General features: G+C 48.2%; 14 protein-coding genes. 12 read left to right on the plus strand and 2 right to left on the minus strand.

Going from position 1 to position 13,947, the window contains the following annotated elements; translation table 11 throughout:
• Positions 1–624: 624 nt before the first annotated feature.
• From LKE08_RS05965 to LKE08_RS05980, 4 genes are all read left to right on the plus strand, one after another.
• Entirely contained in the window at positions 625–1,332 is a 708-nt protein-coding gene (locus LKE08_RS05965) for a DUF47 family protein (protein ID WP_324703286.1), read from the plus strand.
• A 319-nt stretch (positions 1,333–1,651) separates the two neighbouring features.
• Entirely contained in the window at positions 1,652–3,142 is a 1,491-nt protein-coding gene (locus tag LKE08_RS05970; RefSeq protein WP_324703287.1) for an inorganic phosphate transporter, read from the plus strand.
• A gap of 329 nt (positions 3,143–3,471) precedes the next feature.
• The gene (locus LKE08_RS05975; protein ID WP_324703288.1) at positions 3,472–3,621 is read left to right on the plus strand and encodes a CHAT domain-containing protein; all 150 of its coding nucleotides are present in this window, start codon (positions 3,472–3,474) and stop codon (positions 3,619–3,621) included.
• 203 nt (positions 3,622–3,824) lie between these two features.
• A complete protein-coding gene (locus LKE08_RS05980; protein ID WP_324703289.1) occupies positions 3,825–5,888 on the plus strand; it encodes a DUF262 domain-containing protein in 2,064 nt (687 codons plus the stop codon).
• 96 nt (positions 5,889–5,984) lie between these two features.
• On the opposite strand, the gene LKE08_RS05985 is transcribed toward LKE08_RS05980, so the two are convergent.
• Positions 5,985–6,251, minus strand: a complete 267-nt coding sequence (locus LKE08_RS05985) for a hypothetical protein (RefSeq protein ID WP_324703290.1) — start codon at positions 6,249–6,251, stop codon at positions 5,985–5,987.
• Between LKE08_RS05985 and LKE08_RS05990 the strand changes: the two genes are divergently transcribed.
• Complete coding sequence (locus LKE08_RS05990; RefSeq protein ID WP_324703291.1) at positions 6,243–6,818, plus strand: Uma2 family endonuclease; 576 nt, start codon at positions 6,243–6,245, stop codon at positions 6,816–6,818. The two genes, LKE08_RS05985 and LKE08_RS05990, sit on opposite strands and share 9 nt — an antisense overlap.
• On the opposite strand, the gene LKE08_RS05995 is transcribed toward LKE08_RS05990, so the two are convergent.
• Entirely contained in the window at positions 6,807–7,232 is a 426-nt protein-coding gene (locus LKE08_RS05995) for a DUF1810 domain-containing protein (protein ID WP_324703292.1), read from the minus strand. The genes LKE08_RS05990 and LKE08_RS05995 overlap by 12 nt on opposite strands.
• A 209-nt stretch (positions 7,233–7,441) precedes the next feature.
• Between LKE08_RS05995 and LKE08_RS06000 the strand changes: the two genes are divergently transcribed.
• From LKE08_RS06000 to LKE08_RS06030, 7 genes are all read left to right on the plus strand, one after another.
• The gene (locus LKE08_RS06000; RefSeq protein ID WP_324703293.1) at positions 7,442–7,810 is read left to right on the plus strand and encodes a hypothetical protein; all 369 of its coding nucleotides are present in this window, start codon (positions 7,442–7,444) and stop codon (positions 7,808–7,810) included.
• Positions 7,803–9,224, plus strand: a complete 1,422-nt coding sequence (locus LKE08_RS06005) for a GMC family oxidoreductase (protein ID WP_324703294.1) — start codon at positions 7,803–7,805, stop codon at positions 9,222–9,224. The genes LKE08_RS06000 and LKE08_RS06005 overlap by 8 nt, the downstream gene beginning before the upstream one ends.
• An 11-nt stretch (positions 9,225–9,235) precedes the next feature.
• The gene (locus LKE08_RS06010; RefSeq protein ID WP_324703295.1) at positions 9,236–10,294 is read left to right on the plus strand and encodes an NAD(P)-dependent oxidoreductase; all 1,059 of its coding nucleotides are present in this window, start codon (positions 9,236–9,238) and stop codon (positions 10,292–10,294) included.
• On the plus strand, positions 10,294–10,854 hold the full coding sequence (locus tag LKE08_RS06015; protein WP_324703296.1) for a hypothetical protein: 561 nt from the start codon (positions 10,294–10,296) through the stop codon (positions 10,852–10,854). Before LKE08_RS06010 ends, LKE08_RS06015 begins: the two co-directional genes overlap by 1 nt.
• The gene (locus tag LKE08_RS06020) at positions 10,851–11,876 is read left to right on the plus strand and encodes an NAD-dependent epimerase/dehydratase family protein (RefSeq protein WP_324703297.1); all 1,026 of its coding nucleotides are present in this window, start codon (positions 10,851–10,853) and stop codon (positions 11,874–11,876) included. Before LKE08_RS06015 ends, LKE08_RS06020 begins: the two co-directional genes overlap by 4 nt.
• Before the next feature lie 12 nt (positions 11,877–11,888).
• Positions 11,889–13,520 (plus strand): hypothetical protein, encoded by a 1,632-nt coding sequence (locus LKE08_RS06025; protein ID WP_324703298.1) that lies wholly within the window; start codon positions 11,889–11,891, stop codon positions 13,518–13,520.
• A 71-nt stretch (positions 13,521–13,591) separates the two neighbouring features.
• A complete protein-coding gene (locus LKE08_RS06030) occupies positions 13,592–13,942 on the plus strand; it encodes an SMR family transporter (RefSeq protein WP_324703299.1) in 351 nt (116 codons plus the stop codon).
• The last annotated feature ends 5 nt before the right edge of the window (positions 13,943–13,947 follow it).

The following is a 13,947-nucleotide window of genomic DNA, read 5'->3' on the forward strand; positions in this document are numbered from 1 at the left end:
ACAGAACCCGAAACTTCCATGTGTCTTGGCGATTTCTAGCCCCTACACCCTACACCCTACACCCTACACCCGCGCGCCGCGCTATATCGTACAACTTTCCCAATCATCGACCGATGATTTTTGCTGTTAGTTTGGGAATTGATTCCCAAGCGGTTGGGTATGCAACCGAATTGAATGGGAGCATTGAAGCGAATTTGATATGAGTCAATTTATGCGATCGCAAATTCGGTCAGTTTTCGATCTTCGGGATGGTAAAATGGTGCTGTGAACCCGGCGACTGCCATTCCATCCAAAACTGATCAGCAAATAACTGTCACCATCGGCGATCGCCCAATTTCGCCCAATTCTTCAAACCGGGCCAAACTGTCTTCAAATAACGCGATGCCGCGATCGGTTTCCCCCGCGCGGACGTAGCTTTAGTGGGGGTTGACAGCCGAAGTTCAAAAATTGTAAAATGGATTCGATCAGGAAGATCTGGCTTTTGAATTGATGTATAATTCAACCCCTGGTCGAACAATTGTAGAGCAACCGGCAGAACGGTGAGGACATGACCCAATCCTGAGAGCGCCCGATCGCGGGCGGTTCACCCGTGGGGCGAGTCCGGGTTCCCCATCAAATTTGAGAATGGCGATCGCATCCATTCCCGTCGATTTGAAAGATTTTGAGAACATGAACAAAGACATCGCCCCCCTATTTGGAAAAACCAAATTTATCGAAGCTCAAATCGACGAATTCCTCGACAAGATCTCCGAAGGATGCCTATACTTTGAAATGGGGATGTCGTCCTATCTAGATGCCGAAGAAATTTGGGATGCCTGCGAAGCCAAAATGCAGCAATTGCGGGATGTGAAAGGGCGCTGCAACGAACTGAGGCGGGCGATCGAATCGGAACTCTACACCGAAATGTTGATCCCCGACTTTCGGGGAGACGTGCTGAGTTTGCTCGAAGATCTCTACTATTTGATCGACGTATTCGGCGACACCTATCAAAGTATTATTATCGAACATCCGGACATTCCCGAAACCTACCACCAAGACCTCAAAGAATTGACGGCGATGGCGGTGAAAAGTGTGGAAACCGTCGTCATCGCAGCGAGGGCATTTTTCCGCCACCCCGATGCCGTCCGCGACCACCTTTATCGGGTGCGGGTGTACGAAACGGAGAGCGATCGCATCGCCATCCGTCTCAAGAAAAATATCTTCAATTCCGAATTGCCCCTCGATCGCAAAATGCAGTTGCGGGACAGTGTAGATCTGATCGACAGCCTCGCCGACGCGGCGGAAGATGCCGGAGATGAATTGGCGATTTATGCCATCAAAAGGGTAATGTAACAATTAACAATTAACAATTAACAATTCATGTTCTCTGTGGGGGGTTGCTGGCATTAGCCCTCTGCCACCTTTCCCCGGGGTCAGGTTAAGAAACGGTTAAATATGCTACAATTTAAGATTGTAGTGGGTTTAAGGGAATTTGTGGCGCCGAGATGGGAGCCGCCGAACGGTTAATTTGAGAGAGCACGAGACGGTTTAAAATTGGGCGCGATCGCCCGTCAGGCAAGAGATACGGCGATCGCGATGTCGATGTGAGCCGAACCGTCGTCTTAACCTTTCGTTAAATTAAAACGGCGGACGGGCCACGACCGGGGAAACAATGGACGCGATCGCAATTTTAATTTTTCTTTCGAGCGGCTTATTTTTGGGCTGGTCTTTGGGTGCCAACGATGCCGCCAACGTCTTCGGAACCGCCGTCGGTAGCCGGATGCTGCGGTTCGGAACCGCCGCTTTTATTTGCAGCGTTTTCGTGATTATCGGCGCCGTTTTGGGGGGTGCGGGTGCCGCCGGGGGGTTGGGAGAACTCGGCGCCGTCAACACCATCGCCGGGGCATTTACCGCCGCCTTCGCCGCCGCTTTGACGGTTTTTTGGATGACAAAAATCGGCCTCCCCGTTTCGACCACCCAAGCCGTCGTCGGGGCGATTATCGGCTGGAACCAATTCAGCGGCTCGATTACCGATACCGATACTTTAGTTAAAATTCTGGGAACTTGGGTCGCCTGTCCCATTTTGGGTGCCATTTTCGCCGCCCTTCTCTATCATTTAGTCGAGGCGATTCTAGAGCGAGCCCAACTTCACCTTTTAAGTCTCGACCTTTACACCCGCTGGGGACTCATTGTGGCCGGGGCTTTCGGTTCCTACGCCCTCGGTGCCAACAATATCGGCAACGTGATGGGGGTGTTCGTTTCGTCCTCCCCGTTCACCGACTTTTACATCGGAACGGTGGCAATTACTTCCGTCCAACAACTGTTTCTCGTCGGCGGAATTGCGATCGCCGTCGGGGTTTACACTTACTCTAGAAGGGTGATGATGACGGTGGGCAACAGTTTGATGCCCCTGTCTCCCGTGGCGGCGTTCGTGGTGGTGGTCGCCCATTCTTTAGTGTTGTATATTTTTTCCTCCACGGGGTTGGAAAGCCTGTTGTCAAATGCGGGTTTGCCGACCATTCCCTTAATTCCCGTTTCCAGTTCCCAAGCCGTCGTAGGGGCGGTGATCGGCATCGGTTTGCTGCGGGGAATTAAAGGTGCAAGACAAATTCGCTGGCGGGTTTTGTTGGGCATCGCCTCCGGCTGGGTGTCCACGCCGATCATCGCGGCAATTATCAGCCTGTTCATGCTGTTTATCGTGCAGAATGTTTTCGATCAACCCGTGTATCGGGATGTGACTTACCGACTCTCCCAACCCGTTTTGGAACAGTTGCGGGAAGTGGGAATTCCGAGCGATCGCCTCTCCGACCTCAGCAGCCGTGCGATCGCGGGCGGTGTCAATTTTAAAGAAGAAGTGGAGGCCAGAGTTAACCTGACAAAAGACCAGGAAAAACAGCTTTTTGAGATCGCCCGAGTTTATCCCATTTATATCGACCCCACCCGCATCGAAGATTTGGATAAAAGCTATCTCAGTCCCGCCCAAATCGATGCCATCAAACAGGTTGCCGGACGCACGTTTTACCACCGCTGGCAGTTGGCGGAAGCCCTCGCCCGAGAGTGCGAAGCGTGGCAATTCCAACCCGACATCCCCCGCAATAAAGCCGAAAATGCCCAATTGAAAGAACAGTTAAATTATGTGGGCGATCGCTTTCACGTCCCCTAGCAAGGGTAAAGGGGAAGACCCATAATGTCTCCGTGTCCTCTGTGTCTCTGTGGTAAAATTTTTATAATAATGAATCGTTCGTAGTTGCGCTTCAGCGCTCCGCTCCGGGGCTAAAGCCCAACTACACAACCATCATTTAGAACGGTAAACCCGGTACGGACGGGCCGGGAATCGGCGGCGTGGGTATCGGAGGCGTGGGGAGGCTGGCGGAACAATTAAAGCCGGGAAATAGGCGAGAACAAATTGGGAGCGATTCAACGGGATATTCTCGATGAAAATACGGCGTTATTGGAATACCCGATCGGGCGCGATCGCTCCGAGCGGAATTGATGGTAAAATTTTATCAAAAAATGCTGGATGGGGGGCAGTCTCCAGCGGCGGCGTTGCGATCTGCCCCGATCGATTTGTGGCAGTCTTCGGAGTGGAATTCCCCGTTTTTTTGGGCGGGATTTACCCTGCAAGGAGAGTGGGAAGAGTGAGGGTTTTGGGTGCGATCGGCTGGTGGAAGTGTAACAGGCAAAAAATGAATAAGAATTGTTAACAACTGCTGGACAGGACTTGAAGGAGGCGTTACAGTAGAAAATCATAGGCTCGCGATCGGGCTTGGACGCAGTTCCGGAATGCGCCGAGGCTCGAAGGTTCTGGTGTGCGATCTATTGTAGCTACCCTCAACACTACCATCATGAAAGCCAACGAAATCAACCTCAACAAATTTTTGTCTCAGAGTGACACGCGATTTGTCATCCCAATTTATCAAAGAAATTATGATTGGGGTGATTCACAATGCAAACAGCTTTTAGATGATATTTTGGAACTCAGCAATAAAGAAGAGCTTAACGCTCACTTCATTGGCAGTATTGTGTACATTCGCGATGATGTTTACTCCGTTTCAGATATTAATGAATTGACGATTATTGACGGACAGCAACGCCTCACAACTGTCACTTTAATTTATCTGGTTCTACACAGATTGGCTCAAGAACTAGGCAAAACATCTTTAACGAATCAAATTTATGAAACTTACCTTATCAATAAATTTGCGGAAGGCGACGAAAAACTTAAGTTAAGACCAACCGAAAACAATGATCGAGCATTAAAATATATTTTGCAAAATGACAATCTCAAAGAATATACCGATTTTTCTCGAATAATTGAAAATTTCAATTATTTCCAGTCCAGGATCTCAGAAGAGAATTATCAGTTTGTCCTTAAGGGATTAAAAAAATTGATGTTTGTCGAAATTTCACTTGAAAGAGGAAAAGATGATCCCCAAAGGATTTTTGAAAGCCTTAATTCGACGGGACTTGAATTATCTCAAGCCGATCTGATCCGAAATTATATTTTGATGGATCTCAATCGAGAATTACAAAACAAAATTTACACAGTATATTGGGAACACATTGAAAGGCTGGCTAAAGATGAATCTAAAAATTCTAGTAAAGTCTCTGACTATATCAGGGATTACCTGACCCTCGAAAATAAAAAAATACCCAACAAAAACAAGGTTTATCAAGAATTTAAGTTCAAATATCCGACATCAACAGTGGCGGTTTTAGAGCAAAACCTGACTGTTCTCAAAAAATTTGCTTATCATTACAACAAACTCTTAAATCCAGCCAACGAAAAAGATCGGGATATTAGACTTCAGCTTGAATACATCAACCGACTTGAGATTAATGTTGCCTATCCATTTTTAATCAAAGTTTATGATGATTATTCAAGTCGCGCAATCACCAAACAAGACTTTATTAGTGTCTTAGAATTGATTCAATCTTTTACCTGGAGAAGGTTTATCATGGGTCTGTCAAGTAATTCACTCAATAAAATTTTTATGCGCCTTTATGAAGATGTGAATACTCAGAACTATCTTTACTCATTACAATTGTCTTTGATTCAGAAAAAGGGAAGCCAAAGGTTTCCGCGTGACCGAGAATTGATCGATGCACTCGAACGAAAAAATATGTATGAAATAAAGGCAAAAAACAGAATGTATTTTTTGGATAGACTTGAGAATTACCAAAACAATGAACCCGTCAAAATTGAAGACAATGAAGATATTACTGTAGAGCATATATTTCCTCAAAATCCAGTTCAACAATGGAAAAATGAATTGGGTGAAATGGAATTTAATACTATCAATAATAATTATTTGAACACGATCGCAAATCTGACACTTTCTGGCAACAATGGAAAATTAGGAAATAAAACTTTTATCGAAAAAAGAGATATGAATGTTGACGGAAAAGAGCAAGGCTATAAATATAGTCGGCTTTGGTTGAATCGCTATTTGAGCGAAATTGATCGATGGGGAATAAAAGAGATTGAAACTAGATTTGAAATGATTGTAGATCGCTTCTTAAAAGTCTGGCTTTTCCCAGATATTGAAATTGAAGAAAAAATGGATTTTAACGAAGTCAATATTTTTGACGCAGAAGATCCGACGGGCAAAAAGTTGAAGTATGCGATCTTTTTTGATCGAAAGCTTGAAATATCAGAGATGAGCAAATTATATCTAGAAGTGATGAAACATTTTTTTGATTCTCAACCTCAAGCATTCTTCACTTCTGATTTGGCAGAAAAAATAAGTCTGACCAAAGATCCGAATCGTTGCAGGCAAGCCACTGCGATTAATGAAACATATTTTATTGAAGCAAACATAGATAATAAAGGAAAATTTGAGCGCATAAAAAAGGCTTTGACAATTTTCGATTGTGAGGATGAACTCATCATCAAGTATAAATCATAAATTATGTGTTTGATGAGAAAGGTGAGGCAGTCCATGCCCGAGTTTTATGGCATACCGAATTGTACGAATAAATCCAGTTAAGAGCGAATAAGAAAACTACTCCGAAGTCCGAGTCATTCTTGGCTTCCTCTGCTGAATAAACTCGGCAAAATCTTTGACTTCTTCCAGCCAAGCTTCCGGCATTTCCTCAATCAACGTCAGCAATTGGGTTCGGACTCCCACAGTCTCCTCAGCCGATTTCACAAGCTGTAGACGAGTGATAACACTTCCAAATATTCCCGCACGGAAGCGGTAGCCTGGGCGAATAAGTTGAATCTGCTGTAAGATATTGATAATGAGGTTCGACAAAGAAAAATGATTCATAGTAAAAGTCACACCTATTTTACACCGGAAGAGTATTTAGAAATTGAGCGGGTGAGTCCGATCAAACATGAGTATCTACAGGGGCAAATCGTGGCGATGGCCGGAGCCAGTAAGGCTCATGTCATCATTACGGGAAATCTGTCCGCGCTGCTGGTCAATCACCTGCGCGACACGGGCTGTATTTCCTATGGGGTGGATATGAAGGTACGCCTCCCCGAATTGAATCTATTTTATTATCCGGATTTGGCGGTGACGTGCGACGATCGCGATCGCATTTCCGACGAAGATTTTATCCTGCATCCCAAGCTGATTGTGGAGGTTTTATCGGATTCGACCGAGGCCTTCGACCGGGGCGATAAGTTCGCCGATTACAAAGCGATCGCGGAATTTGAGGAATATGTGTTGATTCATCAAAAACAAGTTTTGATCGAACGATTTCAGCGCAAATCGGACAATCTCTGGATGCCTCAAATCTATCGTGCCGGCGAACAGGTGGAATTCGATCGCATCGGGTTTAAATGCGCGATCGCCGACCTTTACGAAAACCTCAATCTGTTATCTCAATAACTGCAAAGTCTTGGCATCCCGATCCCCGTCGTAAAACCGATCCAACAACTGCAAAAACACGGAATCTGGGGGCGACACCACCTCGAATAAGGTCGCGCAGGAGCGCAACTTCAAGTCATCGGGAGAGCCGAAAATATCGTGAGCCGATCGCCCCGTAATTCCCAACACCGTCGCGGTACATTCGAGCAGGCGATCGCCCAATATCGGATGGTTTAAATAGGCCTCTGCTTCCTCCAAACTTTGGATGGCGTACCGCCGCGACATGGCACTGAAACCCAAACCTTTGTATTGGGGGAAAATGTACCACATCCAGTGCGATCGCTTCCGGCCGGCTTTGAGTTCGGCTAAGGCGCGATCGTAGCTTGTGGCTTGTGCGTCCAGGAAACGTTTCAGGTGATACGGATCGTTTGTCATGTCGGGTCTTACAGTGCGTCCAAGAAACCGGGTTTCTATGATAGTTTAGATGTCTCCACCCGATTTTTCTGAAGACACCCGGTTTCTAATTCCGGATGCCGGAAATGTTATACTATATTTGATGTTATCACCTTTTGCAAACATTAAATCATAATAAATTTCGGATTGACAAACTTTCAAAATAACCGAAAATTGATCTCAAAAAAACCATGAACCAACTTTTCACCCGCACCGCTTCCGCCCTCTGTTACTCGATGATCCGCGATCGCACCCCCGCCGACGAAACCGCCGATTTCCACCAGAATGACGTAGTGATATTCGTCCTCGACCAACATCGCCGGATGCCGGATTACCTGCAATTTCCCATCTGGTTACTCACTGTTATTTTCGACTGCTGGGGATGGCTGCGCGGGTCGCCCTTTCACCGCCAAACCCCCGATCGCCGCCGCAGTCAGATCGAAGCATGGAAAAATTCCCCCTTCGGCCCCTGCCGAGATTTGATGCGCTTTTACGAGAGTTTGGTGGTACTCTGTTGGCAATCTTTGGTCAATTCGAGTCCCCGCGATCGTCATGTCTGAATCCCAGTCCTGCGAAATTGCCGTCATCGGTTCCGGCCCTGGGGGTGCCATCACCGCCTGTTTGCTGGCCGAAGCCGGACGGGACGTTTTGCTCATCGAAGACGGATCTTTTTTACCCCTCGAATCCTGCGAGCCCTTTTCCCAGGAAGAAATGGTGCAGAAATATCGCAATGGGGGGTTAACCGCCGCCCTCGGTAAGCCGAAAGTTCAATATGTGGAGGGGCGCTGCGTGGGGGGCGGCAGCGAAATTAACAGCGGGCTCTACCACCGCACGCCGCCGGAGATTTTGGAACGCTGGCGCCGGGAATTTCAGGTGGAGGGGCTCGCGGACGCCGACTTACTGCCCCATTTTGAGGCCTGCGAACGGGCCGTCACCGTCTGTCCCCTGCCGGGAAAGCCCCCCGCCGCCTCCCTGAAACTCCACGAAGGGGCGGTGAAATTGGGGTGGGAATCGCTGGAAGTCCCGCGCTGGTTCCGTTATGAAACCCAGGACAACCCGAGTTTGCCACCGAAAGGAACTCGCCAGTCGATGACCCAAACCTTTATTCCCCGGGCGTTACAGGCGGGTTGTCGGCTGTTGTCGGAGACGCGAATTGACCGGATTCGCAGGCGGGGGAAACGGTGGATTTTGTCGGGAAATCGGGGAGAAATCGAGGCGGAAACGGTGTTCGTCTGCTGCGGGGCCATCCACACCCCGGCCCTGTTGCGGCGCAGCGGCATCACTGAAAATGTCGGCAATTCCCTGCAACTGCACCCGACGGTGAAGGCGATCGCGCAATTTCCGGAGGCTGTCAACGCCCGCGACATGGGGGTTCCGGTGCATCAGGTGAAGGAGTTCGCCCCCCGGTTCAGTTTCGGCTGTTCGATCAGTTCTCCGGCTTACCTGTCCGTGGGAATGGTGGATCATCCCGAGTTTGCGGGGGAGGTGCACCGCCACTGGCAAAATATGGCCATTTATTACGCGATGATTACGGGGTCGGGCCGGGGTTCGGTGCGCCCCCTCCCCGGTTTTCGCGATCCCCTGGTGCGCTATCGCCTGAGTGGAGAGGATTTGCGGGATCTGGCCGAGGCGTTGCGGAAGTTGGGCCAATTGCTGTTCGAGGCGGGGGCGATCGCGCTTTACCCCAGTTTATCGGGGTTCGGGCGGTTGGCGGGCACGGCGGATTTGGATCGCATCCCGGAGGTGCTCCCGGCGGCGAGTTCCAATTTGATGACGGTGCACCTATTTTCCTCCTGTCCGATGGGGGAAAATCGCCGGGTTTGTGCGGCGGACTCCTTCGGCCGGGTGCACGGTTTTGACAATCTTTATATTGCCGATGCGAGTTTGCTGTGTACGGCGCCGGGGGTGAATCCCCAGGGGTCGATTATGGCGATCGCGCGGCGGAATGCGTTACAGTTTTTGGGCAAAATTTAGGTGAGGAGAAAATGAGCGATCGCGTTTTAATTACGGGTGCGTTGGGTTGGCTGGGAATCAGTTTGGTAAAAGCGTTAATCAAGGGAATTCCAGATGTCGAACGGTTGTCGCAACCGAAGGACGATTTAACCCTCCGCTGTCTGATTTTGCCCGGTCAAGATCCCGAAAGTATCCAAAAAATTTCGGATCAAATTGAAGTAATTGTGGGGGACTTGCGGAATCCCAAAGACTGCGATCGCTTCTGTGAGGGGGCGGACGGCGCGACCCTATTTCACACCGCCGGAATCATCCATCCCCGCCAGGTTTCTGAGTTTTACGATATCAACGTTGAGGGGACGAAAAATTTGTTAAATTCTGCGGTAAAAAATGGGATCAAACGGGCGGTTATTGTATCTTCCAATTCCCCCTGTGGCTGCAATCCCCACCCCGACCATTTATTTGATGAAAAATCCCCCTACAATCCCTATATGAATTATGGGAAATCTAAAATGTTGATGGAATTGGCGGTTTCTGAGGTACAAAAATCGGGCAAAATCGAAACCGTCGTCGTCCGTCCGCCCTGGTTTTACGGCCCCAACCAACCGCCGAGACAGACCCTATTTTTTAAAATGATTCGGGATGGCAAGGGCCCGATTGTGGGGGATGGAGATAATTTGCGATCGATGGCTTATCTGGACAATCTCTGTCAGGGAATATTGCTGGCGGCGGAGTCGGAAAATGCGAACGGCGAAACCTACTGGATCGCGGACGATCGCCCCTATTCGATGAATGAAATTATCGACACGGTTGAGAAGTTATTGGAATCTGAATTTAACCAAGTTTGCGCCCACAAACGTTTGAAATTGCCGGGAATTGCCGGGGATATCGCCACCGTGGTTGATGGGAGTTTGCAACGTCTGGGATTGTACCAGCAAAAAATTCATGTTTTGTCGGAAATGAATAAAACCATCGCCTGTTCTGTCGCCAAAGCTAAACTAGAATTGGGCTATTATCCTGTAGTTTCCCTGGAAGAGGGGATGCGTCGCAGCCTCCAATGGGTGTTCGACAATTACGGGGGAATCGATAACTGATGGCGGATTATATGATCGTCACGGAGGGGTTGACGGCGACAGAATCGCCGGAAGCGGTGGAGAATTTATCGGATTATTTTGAAGCGGTGGTGCGTCGGGTGGCGGCGGATGCGGAAACGGGCGATCGCGTGTTCGTGTCTCCCGGAAATTCCTTCGGACATTCCAAGTCGGAGGAGGATTATGCCGCCGAATTCCTGCAAAAACTCCGCCCGGATTTGCAAATTTTCGTGCCTGCCAATGTGCGGGATAGAACTTATTTGGATACTTTTGACAATGCCCGGGTATTGAGGATAGGGTTGAAACGGGAAAAATTATGGCCGCTGGGAGAGGTTATTTTATACTGCAATCAACCCCACAGTCGCAGAAGTCGGGCGATGTTTCAATTCTGTGGTTTTCGGGTTGAAAGGGTGGTGGGGTGTCGCCCGGAAACGGTTTCTCGCGACATCGCCCCCCGGTTGTGGTTTTACAATTATCCGCCGGTTCAATTCCTTTACGAATCGGCGACATTGGTTTACGATTCTTGCAGGTTTATCGTTTGGAAGGTTAGCGGCAGTCCATGAAACATCTGGTGACAGGGGGTTCCGGCTTTTTGGGCAATCTGATCGCCCGCCGGCTGTTGGAACGGGGGGAAGATGTCAAAATTCTCGATATTTGGGACGATCCCACTCGCCCCCCGGAAATTGAATATATCAACTGTGATATTCGCGATCGCGCGGGTGTCGCCGCCGCCATGAAGGGGATCGATATCGTTCATCACAATGTGGCGTTGGTGCCCCTCACCAAGTCGGGGGATAAGTTTTGGGAGGTGAATGTCGAGGGCAGCCGCATCGCCGCCGAGGAAGCGGCAAAGGCGGGGGTTGGCAGTTTTATTCACATGAGTTCCAGCGCGTTATTTGGCGATCCCAAATGTCCGATTACTAACGACACGGAACCCCAGCCGGTGGAGATTTACGGACGGGCGAAGTTGGCGGGGGAATTGGCGGTTCGCCAGGTGTGCGATCGCGAAGGTTTGCCCTTGATTGTCATCCGCCCCCGGACGATTTTGGGCGAGGGACGGCTGGGCATTTTTCAGATTCTCTTTGAGTGGATTCAAGAAGGGCGAAATGTTTACGTTATCGGCGATGGAAATATCAAGTTTCAGTTCGTCCACGCCCTGGATTTGATGGACGCTTACCTGCTGGCGTTAGATTTGGGAAAACCGGGAATTTACAATGTCGGAAGCGATCGCTTTGGAACCCTGCGACAGGGGTTAGAGAATTTAATAACCTACGCTGGAACCGATTCCCAGGTTAAAAGCCTCCCCACCGGGTTGACAATCGGAACGCTGAGGCTGTTGGATATCGTGGGTTTGAGTCCCCTCGCCCCCTGGCACTATCTCACCTACCACAAAGAATTTTATTTCGACGTTCAACCCCTGTTAAACTTGGGCTGGAAACCGAAATACTCCAACGACGAAATGTTCAAGGAAAGTTACGATTGGTTCCAGAAAAACTACGATAAACTACAGGCAGAAAAGGCGGGTTCTGCCCACCGAAAACCCGTGAAAGAAAAAATGCTTTGGCTTCTCAAGCAGTTTTCATAGGATGCTTGAAGTATGACGGTATTGAGTTTCGATTCAAAACAGTTCAAATTCCACGCGATCGCCTTAATTGTCTGTCTTGCTTTGAGTGCGATCGCCTACGGAAATATCGTCGATTCGTTTTTCCTGTCCGATGATTTCAACTGGGTTTACCAAGTAAAAACGCGAGGTCCACTGGGCGTTTGGACGACTCCCCCGGATGTGTTTTTCCGCCCCCTCGTTTCCCTGACACTGTTTTTTGACTATCAGATTTGGGGATTAAATCCCGTCGGCTACCACCTGACAAATATATTCTTTCACGGGTTGAATGGTTTTCTGGTTTATCAACTGTCTCGTCTCCTATTTCGGGGGGCAAAACTGGCTGGAAAGTTTGTCACTATTTTCTCGATTTTATCGGCATTTATTTTTATCATCCTTCCCAGCCACGTCGAAGCCGTCACCTGGATTGCGGCGCGATCGGATGTGATCGCTACCAGTTTTGGGTTGGCGGCATTTTGCTGTTATTTGAAATATAAGGAGACGGGCGATCGCAGATGGTTTCTATTCTCCTATCTCCTTTTTTTACTGGGTTTGCTATCGAAAGAATCGGTTCTCGTTTATCCCGGCTTCCTATTTTTGTATGAAATTTACGATCACATTAATCAAAAAAAATCCGCAAATAAAATTTATAAAATATTTTATTTGCCCCTAATTTATGCCACTGCATTTTTTCCCTATTTTGGACTCAGATATTGGGGATTAAAACAATTTATTGGAGGATATGGAAGTGACGTTCACATGAACTTCGATTTCGCCATTCTTCTGCGGGGTTTGTATTCCAGTATCAGGATTTTTATCCCACCCCTAAACCCCGTCTACGCAGGAATATGGCCCCTGTCTTTTTCGGTGTTTTTGGCGGTAATTTTAATTTTTACTATCGTCTGTTTTTGGAAAGGGGGGATTTACAACTCAATTGCCAAATTGGTCATTTTGTTGCTGGGTTTATTTTTTGTTTCCCTGTTACCTGTCATCAACATCCCCGTCTCCCTCTGGACAACCGAGGGGGAACGGCTACTGTATCTCCCCTCGGTGTTTTTGGTTATTTTGAGTGTGTTCGTTTTGGGATTTTTATTATCTCGGTTTCGCCTCATAACGGCAATTGTTTTTATAACTCTATCCCTCTTTTTCTCCTATCAACTCTACGCCTCCAATCAAAAATGGATTGCGGCGGGACAGATTTCAAAGCAAGTGCTTGAAAGCATCGATCGCGAACTTGAAGGGGATGGAATGTTCTTGATCAACATACCCGACAGTTTGAATGGTGCCTATATTTATCGAAATAGTTTATATCCCGCCACTCAACTCTTTTGCCAGTCCCAAATTGACTGGATTGACAATGCAAGTTTCCACAACATCCTCAGTCCGTCGGATGCCGTGGATGTCACCCAGATAGCCGAGAATGAGTATCGGGTTCAACTGCGATCGCCGGGAACTTTCTTTATGAACGTACACCTTCCATTTGAAGATCGACTGGAAACCCAAAACTTTACAATTTCGGATGTCGATTACACCACCCTGCAATCCTTTACCATTAAAATCAAAGAACGAATCAAACCGAATCAAGTCGCTTACTACTCGCAGGGACAAGTCATCAGCCTAAAAAATTAGCCCTTCCCTTGCTGAGGGTTGGGTGGGGTTCTCCCTCCTCAAAATGTTCACATATTATGGGAAACTGCGATATGAATTTTTATCTGAGTGGATGGGGATTTTTGATGCTGGCTGCCGTCAACAACTGTATCGGCAGTCTGCTGTTGAAAAAGTCGCGACTCGTCGCCACCGATCCGGGGTTATTGGCATTGTTGTTTTCTCCCTGGTTTATCGGAGGAATTATGGTGTACGGAATCAACGTGATTTTGTTCGCCAGAGCTCTGGACAAACTCCCCGTTTCCACCGCCTATCCGATTTTTGCAGGGATCGGGTTTAGTTTAATTGCGATCGCCGGAAATGTATTATTCGGCGAACGGTTTGAACTGAATCAGTGGGTTGGGCTCGCCACCATATTTGCTGGTATCATTATCATGTCCCGCTGAGGACT

It is taken from the genome of Lyngbya sp. CCY1209 (assembly GCF_035615495.1).
Lineage (GTDB): Bacteria > Cyanobacteriota > Cyanobacteriia > Cyanobacteriales > Microcoleaceae > Limnospira.

Excerpts from the sequence above, each read along its gene's own strand:
- LKE08_RS05965 (WP_324703286.1), top strand. The coding sequence starts at position 625 with ATGGCGATCGCATCCATTCCCGTCGATTTGAAAGATTTTGAGAACATG.
- LKE08_RS05970 (WP_324703287.1), top strand. The coding sequence starts at position 1,652 with ATGGACGCGATCGCAATTTTAATTTTTCTTTCGAGCGGCTTATTTTTG.
- LKE08_RS05975 (WP_324703288.1), top strand. The coding sequence starts at position 3,472 with ATGGTAAAATTTTATCAAAAAATGCTGGATGGGGGGCAGTCTCCAGCG.
- LKE08_RS05980 (WP_324703289.1), top strand. The coding sequence starts at position 3,825 with ATGAAAGCCAACGAAATCAACCTCAACAAATTTTTGTCTCAGAGTGAC.
- LKE08_RS05990 (WP_324703291.1), top strand. The coding sequence starts at position 6,243 with ATGATTCATAGTAAAAGTCACACCTATTTTACACCGGAAGAGTATTTA.
- LKE08_RS05985 (WP_324703290.1), bottom strand. The coding sequence starts at position 6,251 with ATGAATCATTTTTCTTTGTCGAACCTCATTATCAATATCTTACAGCAG.
- LKE08_RS05995 (WP_324703292.1), bottom strand. The coding sequence starts at position 7,232 with ATGACAAACGATCCGTATCACCTGAAACGTTTCCTGGACGCACAAGCC.
- LKE08_RS06000 (WP_324703293.1), top strand. The coding sequence starts at position 7,442 with ATGAACCAACTTTTCACCCGCACCGCTTCCGCCCTCTGTTACTCGATG.
- LKE08_RS06005 (WP_324703294.1), top strand. The coding sequence starts at position 7,803 with ATGTCTGAATCCCAGTCCTGCGAAATTGCCGTCATCGGTTCCGGCCCT.
- LKE08_RS06010 (WP_324703295.1), top strand. The coding sequence starts at position 9,236 with ATGAGCGATCGCGTTTTAATTACGGGTGCGTTGGGTTGGCTGGGAATC.
- LKE08_RS06015 (WP_324703296.1), top strand. The coding sequence starts at position 10,294 with ATGGCGGATTATATGATCGTCACGGAGGGGTTGACGGCGACAGAATCG.
- LKE08_RS06020 (WP_324703297.1), top strand. The coding sequence starts at position 10,851 with ATGAAACATCTGGTGACAGGGGGTTCCGGCTTTTTGGGCAATCTGATC.
- LKE08_RS06025 (WP_324703298.1), top strand. The coding sequence starts at position 11,889 with ATGACGGTATTGAGTTTCGATTCAAAACAGTTCAAATTCCACGCGATC.
- LKE08_RS06030 (WP_324703299.1), top strand. The coding sequence starts at position 13,592 with ATGAATTTTTATCTGAGTGGATGGGGATTTTTGATGCTGGCTGCCGTC.